The following is an 18472-nucleotide window of genomic DNA, read 5'->3' as shown; positions in this document are numbered from 1 at the left end:
GTCCTGTGCTGTCTGCCATGACGGTGAGCCTCTGGGGTCAAATTCCCGGGGTGAGCCGGGAAGGGGTAAGAGATGCGCCATCGGTGCCAGGTTTTCGGCGCCATGGCTACCGCACGCTTGTGACAGCGTGCGGCAGGGGGCAATGGTTATCTTTCTGTTGCTCGCTCTCGGGGCGAACGGGCAGAAGAAAGAGGCCAGTTGTTAAGCGAAAAGGGCCGGAGAGCCGGCCCTGGTATCAGGCAAGGTTGGTCTGGATGTAGCTGGCTATCTGTCGACTGCGGGCATCGCCGCGGGTTTCCAGCTCTGCGATCACTTCCCGGACAACGCCTCGGTAGACCAGGGAGCCATTGACCAGGGTTCTGTGGTTATGGCCGACATCGGTGAAGGTGGCGCCACCTCTGTGGAGATGGATGTGGGGTTCACCGACATCCGGGTAGAAAGATTCTCTTGGCATCATGCATCCTCGCTAAAGGGAGATAAGAGGGAGCCTATTCAGGCTCCCAAGTAGAGAGTTAGGCTTCGATCGGTGCGCGCCAGTCGTCAGCACCCGAGGTGCCAGCGACGGTGTGCTCCCAGTCGATCTTGCGGTAGGCCAGAGAGACCTGGATCAGCTGGGTGAAGTCGGAGTTGGCCGGGTCCTGGCAATGGGGCATCTGGCAGTCGATGTCGACGATGGTGGCGTCGGTCAGCACGGTAGAGAAGAAGTGCTCCTGCTTGCCTTCCACTGAGGTGCGATACCACTTCAGAGTCACGGTCGGCAGCATCTCGCCGGAGGCCAGGGAGTTGTACATCAGCGGCACGGCTTTGTTCAGGGCCACGGTGAACTTGAACGGCTTGTGGACACGCTGGCCAGCAGGCTGACCGGATTGCGGGTCGGTCGGTACGGTGACGACGTGCTGGAACTCTTGCACCAGCATCTCGTCTTCGTGACCTTGTACGAAGATGTTGCCGACGGAATCTGAGGTGAAGGCACCGGCAGTGATGTTGCCCTGGGTTTTACCTTCGATGCTGATATAACACGGAGTTGGCATGGTAATGCTCCTGGTTGATTGGATGGTGGCGGCGCCTGATGCGCAACCTGCCAAGCACTAAACCAAGAAGCGTGCCAATGGTTATTTTTAGATTAAATTGATGATTAACAATCAGTTATATAAGAATGGTAATGCGGTGCTGTGCAGGGTGCGCAACTTGTTGCGCATTGTAGTGATAATAACTGGCATAACTTGCAGAATGGTTATTCATGCTTGTTTTTGCGCAACTCATTGCGCTGAAAAGTTGATTTCTCTGCATGGGCGCCCATTCAAAGAGAGATTTCGCCATTGTGAGCGGACAACCTCGCGTGAGATAGCTCTCGGTGAGCGGGACGGGATCTGGGGGCCATGCAAGCGCTAGTGCTGTGGATACGAAAACCCCCTCATCATGAGGGGGTTGGGGCATACAGATAGAAAATGGTACTCACTCGATGTTCTGGATCTGCTCGTTGAGTGTATCGCTTGATGCTGCGTAACTGCTGGGTTGCTGGTGGTGGGTATTTTCTTTGGGTACACCCTTGGGTACACGATAAAAGAAAGTGCCCTGTTTTTGTGGGCTCAATTGGGTTGTTTTTGGCTGGTGGCGTCAATCGCCGTAATCTAACTCATCCGCCGACCAAGGAGGGGAGTTTGCGTCACATATCGGGCCGTGTGAGCCGTCAGGTTTAACGTCGATAAATACGCCATCATTTGCCGCGTCATTCTCACACCAATATGCCCTAGGGAAGAAGATGCGCAGCTTTTTCGATTTCTCAAGGTATCTGGCCGCAACAATCTCCTCCTCATCAATGGGCTTGTATTCGATATATGGCACATCCCACGACTGATCCCACCAACTCGCCTCTGGCCTGTTGCCGTCAATTGGGGTTACGCGGCTTTCCCTGTAGAACGTGGCCGCATACTTGCCTTCCCAAAAGCCGGGCGGTGGAGTCTCTTTCAGATAATGGCGCACCAGCGCAATCAAAGCCTTCTGGTCATCTGGCGGGTTGCTGATAACAAATTGATATGACTCGCCCGTTGATGACATTGCATCCCACTTGTGGATTGCCGTCGGTTCTTCGCGGCTTCCGACTAGCACCAAGGTCAATACCAGCACCGATAAAAGCGCCCACCGTTTCATTGCCATTCCCCCTTGATGGGATAGTTCATCTCAATCACAGTCAAAAACGGCTTGTACCCGAACTTGTCGAGGTGCTGCAAGATGAACCATGACCGGAACCCCACAAGGCCGCCGTACTCTTTAATCCGCCCGGTGTCCGGGTCTGGCCCAACATCTGGCAAATCCAGCCCGAAATGGTCGTAAAGCGTCACCTTCACGTTGCCGCGATAAAAGTTGCCTGCGCGTTCAAACTGGGTGATTTCTGCCTTACCCGCCCAGACGGCATTGATTGCCATCGTGAGCCCGCCATTCAGCCAGCCAAGATACCGATCCCTTGCTGTGTTAAAGGCTGGCAAGACGGGTTTTTTCTTGTAGCCACTCATCCACTCTTGTAGTGACAAGGGGTTAATTTCGCCCTTGCTCTCCTGAATGTGCTGGTTCACCACCTCAAGCAGATTCTTGGTAAATGCTTGGGTGTTTTGGTGTGCCCTGACAGCGCTGGTCAATACTGGGTGCCGGAACTCCCCGCCCTTGTTGGCCTGCACCTGCCCAATCATGGCGAGTAGCACCATGTCCAGCTCACCGCCCCCAAAGAGAGACGTTGCCATGTTTCGCCATGCGGCAAAGTGCGGGTGTGGGTCGCCGCCGTTCAGGTCGTCCAGCTCGAACAAGTGGGAGCCCTTCACCGTGGCGATATTGCGGATTTCCTCGGCGCTCCACTCCCCATATTTCATATCTTCGGCGGTGGTGCCGTTGGCATTCTTGCCCGGCTTGTGGGATGACTCATAGACCAATATGGGAAGGCGGACGGCGGTGGCGCTGGTGGTGTCTGTCTTGGGCATCATGGTAAGCAAGGGGGGCGGTTCTGGTGGGGACATTATTGATGACCGGGGCGCAAACCCACTGCCGGGAATAACTGTGCTGTTGAGTTTGGCAGTGTCGTAGGCTTTCTTGATGGCTTGGCTAAAGTCGCGGTCTCCCTTCACATCCAAATCACCGAATGACAGGGAACAGCACGAATCATGCGGATTATCAGCAAGGGCGACCGTTCGCCCCTTGGGGTCGCTTCCCTTGTCTGGTGGCAGGATAAGTAAAAACTCATCCTTGGTCAGTTCATCAAGGCGCTTGGTCTGGCTCATGGCGCGTTCTCATTTGGACAAAACGCCATTGTGCCACAGGTCAAACCTTCACCATGTAAACAGGCTGTCAAAGTGTGACGCAGCCAATCCAAGGGGGCAGGGCTGGCCCGGCTGGTATCCCTTGGGCTGGCGGTCACAACCCGGTTTCAAAATGGCTTTAAAGGGCCATTAAACGGTCATTTTTAGTCATTTTACGGTCATTTTTGACCGAAATTTATTCATTATTTCGCAGAAAATCGCATTTTCAGGGGCGGCTAAAATGGCCGAAATCCCGCGCCGTTATTGGCCTGCAAAGGGAGAACCTCGCGCCGAAAATGACCACTACCCCACCCCTAGGCCGAAAACCGTCAGCAAACAGCGCCCCGGCCATCGGGCGGAATGCCGCGCCCCCTAACCGTCTATAACAGCCAATAATCGGATATAACCTAGGTTTTTGCGTAACGGGGGCTGATTTCATGCCCTCGTTTAACGTCGGTTGTCTTGATTGGGCTCGGCACCGTCCCGGCAAATCCCGAATAGTCTCGATTAGTCCCGTTATTTTTGTGCAATCGGCGCTTTACCTGCCCGGCCAGTGCTCGCCAAAACACGCAAACGAAATCGACAGCGCCGGGTTAGCCCGGTTAAACCCTGTTAAACCCACCCGCATTGATGGCTCTTACCCGGCATCGGGAGGGCTCTTTGATTCGCCATGATTCGGTTGGTTTGCCGCAATCGGTGGCGTTTGGTGGGCGCTGGTGGCCGTGTGCTGCACACCAGCTCCCGCAATGAGGCCAGCCAGCAGGGCGGGCACCTTGGCCCGCTGGCAGCCCCTGACGGGCTCTGACTGCCGTTGACCTAGGGGAGGGTATTTATTGTCGCGGAGTGACGAAAAATCGGAGGTATCCCGGCATCCCCGGCCATCGTCCCACATCTGCCGACTTCCAGCTTTATCCGGGGTCTTCCAGCTTGAAAGCCGGACACGTCCCCTTGTTGCCGCCCCCTGTGCTTTGCCCTGTCACCTGATGGCGGTTTATCCGGTAGCCACCACAAACGGCCAGCCAAGAAGAAGCGCCACAGAGTCGGGCTATCCGGTTGTGCTGGTGCAATGTGACGCAAGTCACAAAGATGGGCGTTTTGTGACGCGAGTCACGTTAATGGGCGAAAATGTGATCTCCGTCGTCCGTTCGTCTCTATATATCAAAAAAAGTGTGGGAACAGTGGGAACATGGGAACATTGCCCGCCAAGCCTTGCCACTACTGGGTTTTGTTGTTCCCACTGGGGCGTGGATGCGTGGGAACAAAGGGAACAGGTACTGGGAACATCCAAGACGTGTTCCCATTGTTCCCAATCTGTTCCCACGAAATTAAGTGGGTGTGGGAACATTGGTATCACTGATGTGGCTTGGCTCTCATGAGTGTTTATATCCCTTGTTCCCATTGTTCCCACCTTTTTTATCTCGTTACGTGTGCGTGTATGAAGCAGGCATAGAAAAGGGCCGCACATGGCGACCCTTTTTCTGCTGGTTGGCGTCATTCGTCCTCTGGGCCGTCGGCTTCATCTGCCAGCACGCTTTCAGTCAATAGGTAAATCCAGACCGTCGCCCCGTTATCTCGCAGGCGGATCTTGCGCTGAGTGCGCTTGCCGTCATTGCTCGGTGTCAGGTAGCCCGCCTCCATGCAGAGTTGAGCCGCCCGCTTGGGGTCGCGCCCCTTGGTGATTTCGACCCAGCCCGTTGGCAGTACGTAGAAGCTCACGCCGTCCGCATCAACGCGACGGAATCCCACGATATTGGCCGGGCGGTGATTGTGGTCGAACCAATCAGCAAAACGGCTGAACTGGTGCGCAGCCACAAAGGCCCGCACCTGCCCAAGGGTGGCGGCGTCTTCTTGGTTGCCCACGTGCCCCCGCCCGTCCAGCCACGCCAAAAGGCAGACTCTGACAGCGCGGGTGGCCTCCCCAGCGGGCCAGCCTGTTACCCCAAGCTGGCTCGCCAGCTCCCCGGCAGCGGCCACCAGTGCAAACCGATTGATGGCCCGGCCTACTTGGTTGCCTGCCCCCTCGGGGGTCAGGTCATCGGCCAGCCGCTTGATCTCGGCCCTCAGGCGCTCGCTGTGCCCGCTCAGGTCATCCGCCAAGGCATGGGCATAGGCACGAAAGGCGGTGCCGTGGTGTTGCTCTGTGTTGGCCTTGAGGGTGTCGGCAAAGGTGCGGCCATCGGCCATGCCGTGCAGTTGCTCGAATGCGCCATAGTGGCCCGTGTGGCTCGGGATTTGGATAGTGCGCACCTCCATCCCGGCTTGGGTGCGCTGGCCCGCGCTGGCGGCATGGTCTTCTAGCGACAGCTCCCCGTTGCTCAGGAACAACAAGCGCCACGTCTTGCGCTCGCGCAGCTCGCCGTCCTGCTTGCTCCGGCCCTTGCCCTGCCCGTTCGCCAGCATGTAGGCCACCTGTCCCGCCTCGCGCCCGTCCACCTCGCCGATTTCATCCAGACACAGCAGGGCGTCATTGCGGCGGCTGGCTATCCCCTCGATAGCGTTCCCGGTGGCTCGCCATGTGTGACCAAAATCCGCAGCCCCGTAAACGCTGGCGGCTGCTTTCGTGATGGTGCTCTTGCCGTCGGTAGAATCCCCCTTGAGGTGAAAGCCGCCGCCCTCCATGCCGACCAGTGACAGCAGCGGGGCCGCGAATGCCAACGACAGCGCAAAGCACAGCCGGGAGTTGCCCACGGCCAGTGCACTGATTTCCCGCTGCCAGTCGGCCAGCGTCCCGCGCTCAGAGAAATCATTGGCCGCATACCCGGCAGATTGCAGGATTACCCCGTCGGCATCCGGGCCGATAGCCTCGCCGGGCAGCACGTACACCCCGCCATACCAGCCAGTGCGCCCGACGCAAGCCACCTGCCGCCCCGGCTCGCACCCCATCAGGTAGTCAATAAACTTGCGCTTGTTGCCAAAGTCGATGAACGGCAGGCCGCCACTTAGTAGCGCCCTGATAACATCCTCGCCACCACGGGCGGCAAGGGCCTCCATCGGCATTGCCCATTGGCAGACGCGCCCCTTGCGGTCGCACCATTCCAGCAGGCGGCCCCACTCCCGCCCCTGCTCGTTGGAAGTGTCAGCCAGCACCCGGACAGGGCTTGATATGGGCTGCCACTCTTGGCGGATATTGTCGCCACGTCCCACCATCATCAGGGCAAGCAGGCGGTCGCCTGTCAGCTCGAACCCGTCGGGGATACCGTGGCATGGGTCATCGTCGCCGGATGCAATGGCGGGGGCGCTTGGGGCTTCCCCGCCAGCCTGCCAAGGGCTACCGCCTTCGGCGTTCGGCTCTCGCTCCGCTCGGCTTTTTTCAGCCGTCCAAGGCCCTCCTTCTTGGTTGGCGGTTTTGGGGTTGTCTTTGGGGCTGTCAGTGGGCAGGGCGGTACGGGCTGCCATGATGGCGTCACGGGTAGCAATGGGGCCGTGGGCTTGGTGGTAGTCGTTCCAGTCGCCAGCCTCGGGCGGCAGGGCTAGCAGTGCCCCCACGGAAGCCGCAGCTTGCTCGGCTTTGGCCTTGCCGGGGTTGCCGTCGGTGGTGGCGTCATTGTCACCACACAGCAGCATGTCGGCCTTTGGGTGATGGCGTCGAGCAATGGCCGCGACGGCGGGCAGGTTGCCGCAGTCCATGGCGCAATAGACGGTCGCCCCGGCTGCCAGATGGACAGATAGCCCGGTGGCGTACCCTTCCACCACGGCGACCAGCGGCCCACCATAGATGCGGTGATAGGCGTCGGCCTTCTGGCCCCCGGTCAGGTAGCGTTTCGCGCCGTCGTTTCCGATTAGCTGGACGTTGACCAGCTCGCCCGCTTCATTGGTCAACGGCACAGGCAGGGAACCAGCCGGGAAGTTTTCCCCGGCCTCATAGAGAGGCGCTTGCAGCACGTCGCACAGATGGCCGCCTAAGCCCTTGCGCTCAAGATAGGCGCTTACCCCTTGTCGGGTGTCGGCCATGACGGCAGCGGCGCGGCTGGTGGCCTCCTTGCGCTGTTGTTCGGTATGTTTGCGCTGAGCCTCGGCGCGGGCCTGTTGCTGTTGGTGTATCCGCGCTCGCTCGGCAGGGTCTAACCCTTCGGCAGTCACGCCCACCAAGGGAGCGACCAGCAGGGCGGCAGCCTTGACCTCACACCCCATCACCCGGCACACCAAATCAAGGCCATCGCCTGACGGCTTGTCACACTGGCTACAAATCCACGTCCCTCGGCCTGCTTTGTCATCAAGCCGGAAACGGTCATTACCGCCGCAGACAGGGCAAGGGCCATGCTTGCGACCGGGCGGCACCTCAATGCCCAAGGATTGCAGCACGTCCGGCCAGTGGCCGCAGGCGGCGGCCACCACATCAGATACAAATCGGTTTGACTGGCTCATACATGCCTCCATTGACGGGCAATCACCGGATTTTGGGCAAGCCGGGGGCCTCCGCAACGCGGATAGGGTTTGTTTTTCATGGGGAAAGCTCCGGTTACTGGGGCGTGGGGAGGGGGTTAGGCATGGTGCACCCCCTGAACGGGTTCACGGTGGGCCGACAGGTCGCCAGCGGTAGCGGCATCTAACCGTTGTTCAAGCGCGGATAGGCTTCTTTCCACCCTCTCCACTTCATCCGATTGCTGGCTGACGCTGGTGGCCGCCATATCGAGCAACGAGGCTATGCCTATCGCCAGATGCGCCGGGGGCGTGTAGCCGTCGCCGCTGGCGCCGTGGTCGCCGTAGCACTCAAGCAGGGCGGACAGTGTGCGCAATCCTTCCACGCTCTTTGCTAGGTCGGCGTATGCGCTGAATGCTTGTTCTGACAAGGGGCGGTTGATAGTGGAATGGTTCATGCTGCCACCTTCGCAGCCGGGCAACGGCTGATGAACACCAACGGCAGGCCGCCCAAGAGGGAACGGGCCTCGGCTTCGGTATGGGCGACAGTGGAAACGGTGCGAACACGGCGCAACGCTGCCAGACGGCAGGGGCGCAGGGCGATCAGGAACGTGAAGAATTTGGGTACAACGGGGGTAGGGGTAGCAACCATAGCGGCGGCCTCTTTGTCAGGTTCATTGAACCTCACCAGACCGCTGCAAAACGGGGTGGTAAGGCGTAGCAGGGTTTGCAGACTGGCGACAAAGAAACCAGCAGGCGCAAGCGCCTCCCTGCCACGCCTCACCATAATTTGGGCGTAACTCGGCTTTTTACGGACACAAAAAGACCGCATATCGGAATAGGTGCGGCTGTCCGCTTTGTCATTCAGGCTGCAAAACCCGGCTGCCCATTTTGGAGCAGCAAGGGCAAGCCTAACGGCAAACGACAGCACACGCAAGCCCCAAGGGGTCGCCAATGGCTGGTGGATGTGTCCGGGGGTCATTGCTGGGCCTCCCGCTTAACCTTGGTCGCCAGCATTTCTAGCAGCCGCTCCTTGCGCTCATTGAACGGCATCCCGGCATCTAGCAGGGTTGCGTTACTGCGCTCAAGGTAGGCGACCAGCGAAAGCTGGTAAGCGTTCATGTGTTGGCGGATAGGGACGCTGACCCCGTGAGCCTTCGCCCATTTGGCCGCATCCATCCCAAGCACCAGACGATTGATCAGATTCGCCTCGTTGCTGTAGTGGTGCCCTAGGGTCGCCTTGCCAAGGCGCAAACGGTGGCCCTCTAGGGAGTCATTCATCAACTTGCAGTAGTCCTTGCTCGCCTCCCTCTCACCGTGCCAGCGCTCGACAGCCACCTGATTAAGCTCTGGGGCTACCGCTATCAGCAGGTTTTCGCAGTCGATGAAATAGCGCCGGGCTCGGCGTCCCTCGTCGGTGCGCTCGACCATCGCCAGTTCTTTAGCCATGTCGAGGCTAAGGGCGTATTCCTTGCTTCGACGGTCGCCGCCTCGCCCTTGTTTGGTTCCCCGGATTTGGGGAATCAATACGTAATCCGCGCCCTCATGAAATCCGTACTCGGTGATCCGTTCCTTCATCCATGTGGAGAAGTCGCGGCCCACGGTCAGGAATGCGTGAAGCTCTCGTGCGTTGACGGTGTTTACCGGTCGACCCTCTATGGCCTGCTGGGTCAGCGGCAGCCACTTAGCAAGGGATGGCTGGGCCTGCTGGTTGAGGGCGGGCAAGGTTTGGGTGGTTTGTTGATGACCGTTCATCACTTGTTGCCCTCCTTGCGCTTCGCCAGCCAAGCGCGAAGCTCTGCCACATCAAAGCGCGACGCGCCACCGGATAGCTTGACGGGTTTGGGGAGCTTCCCTTTCTTCACCCAGTTCCACAGAGTGGACGAGCAGATTTGGAAGTGGGCCATAACTTGCGCTGGGCGCATGTAACCGGATTTCGGTAGGGTGTCCATCTTTGCAGCCTCATGGATCGGGGTGGATTGATTTGGAGGCTATACGAAAGATGCAAGAAAAAATAGGAAACTATGTTTAGTTTCCTATTTTTGGGTTTGGGATCATTTTTTGAACATGCGGCCATCTGCTGTTAAGTGGGCGTTAGAGTTTCCTAACATCGTCAAACGCCTCATTTTTTCTTATTGGCATTTCCCCCTAAAATTTTCCATTCCTCTGGTCGCCGTGTCGCGTCAGATAGAACCTTGGTGATGCGCTCATGGTCTGGGGCCGCTTCATCCTTCCAAAACAGATAACCGTATTTCTCTATACATTCAGCGTGGGATTTGAAGCTTTTTCCGATTTCCGGCTTGTAGTGATGGGCAACATAGAGGGCCGCAGCAAGAATCCGTTCTCGACCAAGGGCGAATCGTTCTACGTGCTTGTGCTCTTGCTGCGCTGTTGTCTCAGTCGTGGTGGCTGTTTGCCCTTGGGATTTTGTGGATCGTTTGCCCAACAGTTCGCGCATGACCTGCATTTCAGTTTCGGTTATGCGTAGGTTTTTTTTCTCTGGTGGGTAGTTGCATGTAAGCGTTACGGCCAATGAAAGCGGATCCGGAGAATATGGTTTCAGTTTGAACTTTCCCTGCACATGCATCCTAGAAAATTCCTCGTAAGGTACGGCCCAATAGCCATAGAAACGCATATTAACTTGCATGAATTCAGCGTCGGCAGCTTCATCATAGAGCCTTTCGATACCGTTGAACCATTGGCTAGGCCCTTCAAAATAGAAGCCCGATTGTGAGTAATCGCGTTGAAATGCGGGAATGCTTTTTTCTAAGCGATTTTCATAGTGTCCAACAATGGCTGCAAGTGGTGAGTCATCTTCCCTTGGCCCTGAGAATTCGGGGGTGAGCAATTCATCCGGGAAGTATTCCGTGGTTGCTGGGGCGTAAATGTATCCGCCCCAGCCGCTGTGAAGCAGTGCTGCTGATGGCTTCTCTCCAAAATCCAATACAACTTTGATTGTACCTTTGGCCCATTCCGTCATGATTTTTTTGGGCTGGCATTCCAGTATTGCGGCTGCAATATCCAGCGGGTAAGCCGCTTCTCTCATGTCACGTCACCTTCACGTCACCTTAAAAAAAGAGGTCGGGGAGGGCGGTTAAGGTTTCCCGCTTTTCACGCCGTCGCGCTATCCCCGGCCCATTGCTAACTCTGGTTGACCTGCTTTATCGGGGTCACGTTGTACTCGTTGCCATGCTCAAGGGCTACCAGCAGGGCCGCCCACAGTTCTAGCGCATGGCGGCGCTCGTCAAAATACTTGTGGCGGTTGTAAATGCCCTCTACCCCCCGGATCCGGTGATTCAGGCAGCGTTCGGCCACCATTGGATCTACACCAAGGGCGGCCAAGTGAGTGCGGGCGGTGCGGCGGAAATCGTGAATTGTGAAGTTAGTCACCCCCGGCATTTCACGCCGCACCTTCGCCAATGCACAGGGCAGGGTGCTTTCCTGCACATGGGGAATCATGCGGTTCTGCATCTTGCGGGCAGGCAGCACCCAGCGGCTACCGCCTGAAAGGTCTTGCAGTTCCTGTAACCACTGCACGGCTGGTGGAGGTAGCGGAATGTCGATAGCGTCGCCGTTCTTCACCCTCTCGGCGGGCAAATGCCAGATAGCGCCCTCCAAGTCGAATTCTGCCCACTGTGCGCCGCATAGCTCCATCTTGCGGCAACACAAGGCAAGTATCAGCTTCATGGTGAGTTCGTTCTCACGGCTAAACCCCTTGGCTGTGTGCATGGCCTGAAAGAACTGGCTCAACTCACCACGGGTTAACCAACGTTCTCGGCTCTGCTCTTGCCCACCTGCATCGGCAATATCAAAAGCCCCTGCTGGGTTCACTTCCAGTGCATGGCGCTTGATGGCGTAATCGAACATGCGGCGCACCCAGCGCAAGACGTCGTTTGCAATGGTGGGGGCTCCACGGGCGACGATCTTTTGCAGCATGTCGTCAATGTGGCGAGGCTTCACATCCTCAACCTGAAGGTGGCCGATACATGGGTTTATGTCCTTGTCGATGCGCCGCCGCACAATGTCGGGGTGCTTCCAGCGCCCCATGATCTGGCGCGTGAAATACTCGGCGGCCAGCTCTGACACCCGAAGCGCATTTTTCTCTTGCTCCATCTGCGCCAGCGCTTCGGCTTTGCGGGTCTGTTTCTCCCCGGCCACGTCATGGCCTAGCGCCACTTGGGCGAATAACCTCCGGGCTTCTTCCCTCGCATTGGCTAAGGACAGTGCGCCATATGAGCCGATGTTCATCACTCGCGGCTTGCCTGCAAACTTGTACCGAAAGCGCCAAGTCGGGACGCTATCGCCCGCCCGGTAGCGTAGATAAAGCCCGCCACCATCTGCCCGGCCTTCGAATCGCTCACCGGCCTTAATCCACGCCCTTATCTGCACATCCGATATCTTCGCCATAGCCCACCCACTGGTTAAATTTTGGCGTGTACCCAACTTGGTGTACCTGAGTCGCCAAGGGTACACCCTTGGGTACACAGTTTTAGCCGGATTGGGGTGGAGTGTAGCGGAGTGATACGGAGTGAAAAAGCCCTGATGTGCAGGGCTTTGCAGATTTTTTCGGAGTTATGCGGAGTGTGTCGCAGTTTACTCAATGTTCTGGATCTGCTCGCGCATCTGCTCGATGAGCACCTTCAGCTCGACGGCGGACTGGGTCACTTCGGCGTTGATGGATTTCGAACCCAGCGTGTTCGACTCGCGGTTGAACTCCTGCATCATGAAGTCGAGACGACGACCGCAGGCCCCTCCCTTCTTCATGATCTTGATGGTTTCACTGATGTGCATCTCCAGGCGATCCAGCTCTTCGGCCACGTCGATCTTCTGGGCCAGCAGCACGATTTCCTGCTCGATGCGGGCCGGATCCAGCTCCACCTTGGCCTCGGCCAGGCGGTCGGTGAGCTTCTGGCGCTGCCATTCGATGATTTGCGGCAGGTGCACCCGCACCTTCTTCACTTCCACCTGGATGCCATCCAGACGCTGCTCGATCAGTGCCTTGAGGTTGGCCCCTTCGCTGGCGCGGGAGGCGAGGAAATCTTCCATGGTCAGATCGAAACCGCCGAGCAGTTCGGTGGCGACCGCGTCCATGTCCTGCTCGGCGGCGGCCATGACACCCGGCCAGCGCAGCACGTCCACCGGGTTGAGCTGGCCCTGGCCCGCTTCTTTCATTACCCAGTTGGCGCTGTCGATGATGAGTTTGGCCAGCTCTTCATTGATATGGAGCTGGCTGGCGGCGGCTTGCGCTGCCTCGAACCTCAGGTTGCACTCCACCTTGCCGCGCTGCAGCTTGGCACGGAAACGCTCACGCAGGACCGGCTCCAGGCTGCGCAGCTGCTCCGGCAGGCGGATGTAGGTTTCCAGATAGCGCTGGTTGACCGAACGAATTTCCCAAACGGCTGTGCCCCAGTCGCCCTTGAATTCCTTGCGGGCGTAGGCGGTCATGCTGTGAATCATTGATTGTTCCGGGCTTGATGAAGTGTGCGGCCAGTATACTCAGCCAGGCTTGCCCCGTCAGCCGATGCCGTGGTTTTAGCGGCTGATATTTGAGTCACGATGGCTTATACTCCTGCGCCAATTCAGCCAGCCCAGAGGTCAGTCCCATGTCCCGTCCCAGCGATCGCAGTGCCGCGCAAGTGCGCCCGGTTACCATCACCCGCAACTTCACCAAGCATGCGGAAGGATCTGTGCTGGTGGAGTTCGGCCACACCCGCGTGCTGTGCACCGCCAGCGTCGACACCAGCGTGCCGCGCTTCCTGAAAGGCAAGGGCCAGGGCTGGGTCACCGCCGAGTACGGCATGCTGCCGCGCTCCACCCATTCGCGCATGAACCGCGAGGCGGCCGCCGGCAAGCAGAGCGGCCGTACCCTGGAGATCTCCCGGCTGATCGCCCGCTCCCTGCGCGCCGCCGTGGATCTGACCGCCCTCGGCGAGCACTCCATCACGGTGGACTGTGACGTGCTGCAGGCCGACGGCGGCACCCGCACCGCCGCGATCACGGGAGCCTGTGTGGCCCTGGTGGATGCGCTGAACTGGATGGTCGAGAAGGGCATGCTCAAACAGAGCCCGCTCAAGCAGATGATCGCGGCCGTCTCCGTCGGCATGTATCAGGGCGAAGCCATCTGCGATCTGGAGTATGTGGAAGATTCCGCCGCCGAGACCGACATGAACGTGGTGATGACCGAAGACGGTCGCATCATAGAGGTGCAGGGCACCGCCGAGGCCGAGCCCTTCACCCACGAGGAGCTGCTGGCGATGCTAGCGCTCGCCAAGGGCGGCATCGACGACATCATCGCGCTGCAGAAGCAGGCGCTCTCCTGATTATCTGATTTTAAAAACGCGGCATTGACCGCGTTTTTTTATACCCCCACACCAGTCAACGACAAGCCAAGCAAGGAGCCAGAATGAAAGCCTACCAGCGTCAATTTATCGAGTTCGCCCTGGAGAAACAGGTTCTCAAATTCGGTGAGTTCACCCTGAAATCCGGCCGCAAGAGCCCCTACTTCTTCAACGCCGGCCTGTTCAACAGCGGTCGCGATCTGGCCCGCCTCGGCCGCTTCTATGCCGCCGCCCTGATGGATGCCGGCATCGAATTCGACGTGCTGTTTGGCCCGGCCTACAAGGGGATCCCCATCGCCTCTGCCACCGCGGTGCAACTGGTGGAGCAGCACGACGTGGACGTGCCCTGGTGCTTCAACCGCAAGGAGGCCAAGGATCACGGCGAAGGCGGCAATCTGGTGGGCAGCCCGCTCAAGGGACGCATCATGCTGGTGGACGACGTCATCACCGCCGGGACCGCCATCCGCGAATCCATGGATCTGATCCAGGCCAACGGCGCCTCCCTGGCCGGGGTGTTGATCGCCCTGGACCGTCAGGAGAAGGGCAAGGGCGAGCTCTCCGCCATCCAGGAAGTGGAGCGTGACTACGGTGCCCACATCATCGCCATCATCCAGATGAGCGACCTCATCGCCTATCTGGAAGAGAAGCAGGCAGAGCAGCCCGCGTTGGCCGAGCAACTGGCGGCCATGAAGGCCTATCGCGCCCAGTACGGGGTTTAATGGCACAATTTCTGGCCGTGCCATGGCGGCCGCTACCGCCTCCCGGTCGGTCACTTTTTCTGTCTAACGGGCCTGAGCCTGTTTGTAGGTGAGCTCGCCTTTTTCAATCTGCTCGACCAGGGCCAGTTTAAAAGTCAGCGAGTAATCGCGTTGAGTTCGTTTCACAGCTTGTCCCATCGGGCTCTCCATTTATTGGGGGGAAAGGTGTAAACCATATTCAGGACGGGACAATCCCATAAAAAAAAGCCGCTCAGTGAGCGGCTTTTTTGCTGCCAGCCTGTCAGGCTTGCGGCTTGTGCATGTGCAATGCCATCTGCGGGAAGGGGATCTCGATGCCCTCGGCGTCGAAGGCGAGCTTGACCCGCTCGTGGAAGTCAAACCAGACACCCCAGTAGTCGCCGGTCTTGACCCAGGGACGCACGACTATGCTGACCGAGGAGTCGAGCAGGGCGGCAACGGCAATGGTGACCGCCGGTTCTTTCAGGATGCGTGGCTCTTCGTTGACCAGGCGCTCGAGTACCAATTTGGCCTTGCGAAGATCTGAGCCGTAGCCGATGCCGAAGGTCATGTCGACCCGACGGGTGTCCATGCGCGAGTAGTTGATGATGTTGCCGTTGAGGATGGCGGAGTTAGGCACCACCACCATCTTGTTGTCAGCGGAGGTGAGGGTGGTGGTGAACAGCTGTACCGACTGCACCACACCCGCAGTACCCGCCACTTCGATGAACTCGCCGGACTTGATGGGGCGGAAGATAATCAGCAGGAAACCGGCCGCAAAGTTGGAGAGTGAGCCTTGCAGCGCCAGACCGATGGCCAGACCGGCGGCACCAATGATGGCAATGAAGGAGGTTGTCTGGACTCCAACGCGGCCCAGGGCGGCGAGCACCACGAACACCAGCAGACCATATTTGAGCACGCTGCCGACGAAGTGGGTAATAGTGGCATCGAGGTTGCGGGCCTTCATGACCTTCTCGACACCGCCACTGATGAGGTTGGTGGCAATATAACCGAGCAGCAGGGTGATCAGTGCTGCGGTGATGTTGACGCCATACTCGAGCAGCAGGCCCTGATTGTTGACGAGCCAGGTCTGAGCACTGGTGAGCATTTCGGGTTCCATAACACTTCCTGTTGGGCGAATTAATCAAAACCACGGACTATAACAGCGCATTGCGACAGTTTGGGTCGTTGTGGTTCGCAAGATGTTAATTTTTGCCATAAAAAGCTGAGGAGGCCAAGTGCCTCCTCATCGTTTGGGTCAACTCTGCAGTAACTGGCTGCGGATGAACTGCCATTGATCTTCGAAGTCCGCGGTCGGTTTGAGCTTGAACTCGGAGCGAACGAATTGGCTGATCCGCCCCTCGGCATAGGCCAGCAGCAGGTTGGCCAGCATGGTCTCGTCGAGCTGGAAACCCTGACCTTCTCGCAGCCGCTTCTCTCGCAGCACCTGTTTGAGCTGGGTCTCCAGCTTGTCGAACAGGATGCTGATCCGATCCCGCAACCGGTCATGTTCACCCAGCAGCGCATCGCCGTTGAGGATGCGGGTGATGCCGGGATTGCGCTCCGCAAACACCAGGAGCAGCTGCAAAATGTGATGGCAGCGGGTCATGGTGTCCTTCTCGTCGGCCAGGATCATGTTGACCCGTGACAGCAGGGAATCCTCGATAAAGTCGATCAGCCCCTCGAACATCCGTGCCTTGCTGGGGAAGTGACGATAGAGGGCCGCTTCCGAAACGCCGACCTCGGCCGCGAGCCGGGCCGTGGTAATACGCTGACCCGGGCTGGTTTCCAGCATGTGGGCGAGCGCCTGCAGGATCTGGTCGCGCCGACTCTGTTTCTGATTACTGCTTGCCATGGATTCCCCTAAAAAAACAATGGCTTGGTTCTATTGTTAGCCACGCAACCAAGGCTGCGTTGGGTCCTGTTATTGGCGACCGGAAGAACCAAACCCACCTTCACCTCGTTCGCTCTGATCAAACTCTTCGACGAGCTGGAAGCTGGCCTGCACCACGGGCATGATCACTAGCTGGGCGATGCGCTCCCCTGGCTGAACGGTGAAACTGTCATTGCCACGGTTCCAGACCGAGATCATCAACTGGCCCTGATAGTCGGAGTCGATAAGGCCGACCAAATTGCCCAATACGATGCCGTGCTTATGACCGAGGCCGGAGCGGGGCAAGATAGTGGCACACAAGCCCGGATCCTGGATATGGATCGCCAGACCGGTAGGGACGAGTGTGGTATCACCCGGTGCCAGCGTGATGGCCTGGTCGAGCAGGGCGCGCAGATCCATACCGGCAGAACCTGGTGTGGCATAGGCAGGCAGGGGAAATTCGGTGCCGATGCGGGCATCCAGGATCTTCAGTTCTATTTGTGTTGTCATGAATCGTTAGCTTTCAATGGGTTCTTGTATGGACATCCAGGATCTTCAAGGCTATCCGGGTCGTCATGGATCGTTCGTCAGTTGGAATGGCCCCAAGGCTGGGGACTCAGGGTCGATAGTGACGCGCAATAAGGGCGACAAGATGACGAGCCAGCGTCAGCTTATCGGCCAGCGGCAGGGTGGCTTGACCCCCTTGCCAGAAGACGGTGAGGGCGTTGTCATCGGCGTTGAAACCTTGCCCGGACTGGGATACATCGTTGGCGGCTATCATGTCCAACCGCTTTCGCTGCAATTTGCCGAGGGCATATTGTTCCACATCCACGGTTTCGGCGGCAAATCCGACGGTGAAGGGCTTGTTCGGCAGCGCCCCCACGGCGGCGATGATGTCGGGATTCTTGACCAGGGTCAGCACCATCTGGTTGTTGTCGCCGGTCTTCTTGATCTTCTGGCTGGCCACCTGCTCGGGGCGGTAGTCGGCCACGGCGGCGCAGCCAATGAAGAGATCGCACTCATGAACCCGGCTCATCACCGCCTGATGCATCTGCAGGGCGCTCTCCACATCGACCCGCGCTACCCCGCTTGGGGTGGCCAGGGCGACCGGGCCGCTCACCAGCGTCACTTCTGCACCCGCCTCACGGGCGGCGCGGGCGATGGCGTAACCCATCTTGCCGGAGCTGTGGTTGCTGATGTAGCGCACCGGATCCAGGGCCTCGCGGGTCGGCCCGGCGGTGAGCAGCAGCCTGACGCCTGCGAGCAGGGGGGGGGCGGTCAACTGTTGACAGCAGCGTTCTACCAGATCGAGAGGGTCCAGCATGCGGCCAGGGCCCACATCGCCACAGGCCTGGCTACCGGAATCCGGTCCCCACAGCAAAATGCCTCGACTGGCGAGGGTCTGGAGATTGGCCTGGGTGGCCGCGTTGCGATACATCTGCTGATTCATGGCGGGTGCCAGCGCCACCTGGGCGGGGGTTGCCAGGCAGAGGGTCGTCAGTAGCTCGTCGGCCATGCCGGCCGCCATGCGCGCCATCAGATTGGCGCTGGCCGGTGCGATCAGCACCAGATCCGCCCATTTGGCCAGTTCGATATGGCCCATGCCTGCCTCGGCGGCGGGATCCAGCAGACTATCGGCGACAGGATTGCCGGAGACCGCTTGCAGGGTCAGCGGGGTAATAAACTCCTTGGCGGAACGAGTCATCACCACCCGTACCTCGGCTCCCTGATCCTTCAGGCGACGTATCAATTCGGCGCTCTTGTAGGCGGCGATGCCACCGCTGACACCCAACAGGATGCGTTTGTCGGCCAATCTCATCTGCTTTGCTTCCGGCTCGTTCTGACTGGTCGGCTAAGATAGCACAGCCTGAGGGTGACGACAGAGGCTGACATGGGTGA

The 18472-nt window shown here is 58.7% G+C and carries 18 protein-coding genes; 2 read left to right on the top strand and 16 right to left on the bottom strand.

All coding sequences use genetic code 11. The annotated features are described in order from the left end of the window. Window positions 1-235 precede the first annotated feature (235 nt). The 12 genes from BN1130_RS14325 to BN1130_RS14270 all read right to left on the bottom strand — a co-directional run bounded on the left by BN1130_RS14325 (window position 236) and on the right by BN1130_RS14270 (window position 13103). Window positions 236-454 carry a hypothetical protein gene (locus BN1130_RS14325; protein WP_042042784.1) on the bottom strand — a complete coding sequence of 73 codons (219 nt, stop codon included), beginning with the start codon at window positions 452-454 and terminating at the stop codon, window positions 236-238. A 58-nt stretch (window positions 455-512) separates the two neighbouring features. Continuing rightward, the gene (gene hcp1 / locus BN1130_RS14320) at window positions 513-1031 is read right to left on the bottom strand and encodes a type VI secretion system effector Hcp1 (RefSeq protein WP_042042782.1); all 519 of its coding nucleotides are present in this window, start codon (window positions 1029-1031) and stop codon (window positions 513-515) included. Window positions 1032-1617: 586 nt separating this feature from the next. After that, window positions 1618-2151 carry a hypothetical protein gene (locus BN1130_RS14315; RefSeq protein ID WP_042042781.1) on the bottom strand — a complete coding sequence of 178 codons (534 nt, stop codon included), beginning with the start codon at window positions 2149-2151 and terminating at the stop codon, window positions 1618-1620. Further along, window positions 2148-3269 (bottom strand): DUF3289 family protein, encoded by a 1122-nt coding sequence (locus BN1130_RS14310; RefSeq protein WP_042042780.1) that lies wholly within the window; start codon window positions 3267-3269, stop codon window positions 2148-2150. The genes BN1130_RS14315 and BN1130_RS14310 overlap by 4 nt, the downstream gene beginning before the upstream one ends. Window positions 3270-4778: 1509 nt before the next feature. Continuing rightward, entirely contained in the window at window positions 4779-7652 is a 2874-nt protein-coding gene (locus tag BN1130_RS14305; RefSeq protein ID WP_042042778.1) for a DUF927 domain-containing protein, read from the bottom strand. 116 nt (window positions 7653-7768) lie between these two features. Further along, window positions 7769-8104 carry a hypothetical protein gene (locus tag BN1130_RS14300; protein WP_042042777.1) on the bottom strand — a complete coding sequence of 112 codons (336 nt, stop codon included), beginning with the start codon at window positions 8102-8104 and terminating at the stop codon, window positions 7769-7771. Beyond that, on the bottom strand, window positions 8101-8628 hold the full coding sequence (locus tag BN1130_RS14295) for a hypothetical protein (RefSeq protein ID WP_052448239.1): 528 nt from the start codon (window positions 8626-8628) through the stop codon (window positions 8101-8103). The genes BN1130_RS14300 and BN1130_RS14295 overlap by 4 nt, the downstream gene beginning before the upstream one ends. After that, entirely contained in the window at window positions 8625-9401 is a 777-nt protein-coding gene (locus BN1130_RS14290) for an antA/AntB antirepressor family protein (protein ID WP_042042776.1), read from the bottom strand. Before BN1130_RS14290 ends, BN1130_RS14295 begins: the two co-directional genes overlap by 4 nt. Continuing rightward, window positions 9401-9598 carry a helix-turn-helix transcriptional regulator gene (locus BN1130_RS14285; protein ID WP_052448238.1) on the bottom strand — a complete coding sequence of 66 codons (198 nt, stop codon included), beginning with the start codon at window positions 9596-9598 and terminating at the stop codon, window positions 9401-9403. Before BN1130_RS14285 ends, BN1130_RS14290 begins: the two co-directional genes overlap by 1 nt. 170 nt (window positions 9599-9768) lie before the next feature. After that, complete coding sequence (locus BN1130_RS14280) at window positions 9769-10692, bottom strand: hypothetical protein (RefSeq protein ID WP_042042775.1); 924 nt, start codon at window positions 10690-10692, stop codon at window positions 9769-9771. A gap of 95 nt (window positions 10693-10787) precedes the next feature. Continuing rightward, window positions 10788-12053, bottom strand: coding sequence for a tyrosine-type recombinase/integrase (locus BN1130_RS14275; RefSeq protein WP_042042774.1), 1266 nt, complete (start codon window positions 12051-12053; stop codon window positions 10788-10790). Window positions 12054-12239: 186 nt separating this feature from the next. Continuing rightward, a complete protein-coding gene (locus BN1130_RS14270) occupies window positions 12240-13103 on the bottom strand; it encodes a YicC/YloC family endoribonuclease (protein WP_042042773.1) in 864 nt (287 codons plus the stop codon). Between the two features lie 146 nt (window positions 13104-13249). Here BN1130_RS14270 and rph point away from each other — a divergent pair, with 146 nt between their 5' ends. Continuing rightward, on the top strand, window positions 13250-13966 hold the full coding sequence (gene rph, locus BN1130_RS14265) for a ribonuclease PH (RefSeq protein ID WP_025328763.1): 717 nt from the start codon (window positions 13250-13252) through the stop codon (window positions 13964-13966). An 83-nt stretch (window positions 13967-14049) separates the two neighbouring features. Next, the gene (pyrE, locus tag BN1130_RS14260) at window positions 14050-14703 is read left to right on the top strand and encodes an orotate phosphoribosyltransferase (RefSeq protein ID WP_042042772.1); all 654 of its coding nucleotides are present in this window, start codon (window positions 14050-14052) and stop codon (window positions 14701-14703) included. 280 nt (window positions 14704-14983) lie between these two features. Here pyrE and BN1130_RS14250 read toward each other — a convergent pair whose 3' ends face one another. The 4 genes from BN1130_RS14250 to coaBC form a co-directional block, all read right to left on the bottom strand. After that, entirely contained in the window at window positions 14984-15820 is an 837-nt protein-coding gene (locus tag BN1130_RS14250) for a mechanosensitive ion channel domain-containing protein (protein WP_042042771.1), read from the bottom strand. Window positions 15821-15958: 138 nt separating this feature from the next. Beyond that, window positions 15959-16555: a nucleoid occlusion factor SlmA gene (gene slmA, locus BN1130_RS14245; RefSeq protein WP_042042770.1), complete on the bottom strand. Its 597-nt coding sequence runs from the start codon at window positions 16553-16555 to the stop codon at window positions 15959-15961. Window positions 16556-16624: 69 nt separating this feature from the next. Beyond that, window positions 16625-17083, bottom strand: coding sequence for a dUTP diphosphatase (dut, locus tag BN1130_RS14240; RefSeq protein ID WP_042042769.1), 459 nt, complete (start codon window positions 17081-17083; stop codon window positions 16625-16627). Between the two features lie 106 nt (window positions 17084-17189). Then, window positions 17190-18392, bottom strand: coding sequence for a bifunctional phosphopantothenoylcysteine decarboxylase/phosphopantothenate--cysteine ligase CoaBC (coaBC, locus tag BN1130_RS14235; RefSeq protein ID WP_042042768.1), 1203 nt, complete (start codon window positions 18390-18392; stop codon window positions 17190-17192). Window positions 18393-18472: the final 80 nt, after the last annotated feature.

The sequence above is a fragment of the Aeromonas rivuli genome (genome assembly GCF_000820045.1).
GTDB lineage: Bacteria > Pseudomonadota > Gammaproteobacteria > Enterobacterales > Aeromonadaceae > Aeromonas > Aeromonas rivuli.
The sequence above is the reverse complement of the archived record's forward strand: the minus strand, read 5'-3'. Positions and strand labels throughout refer to the sequence as shown.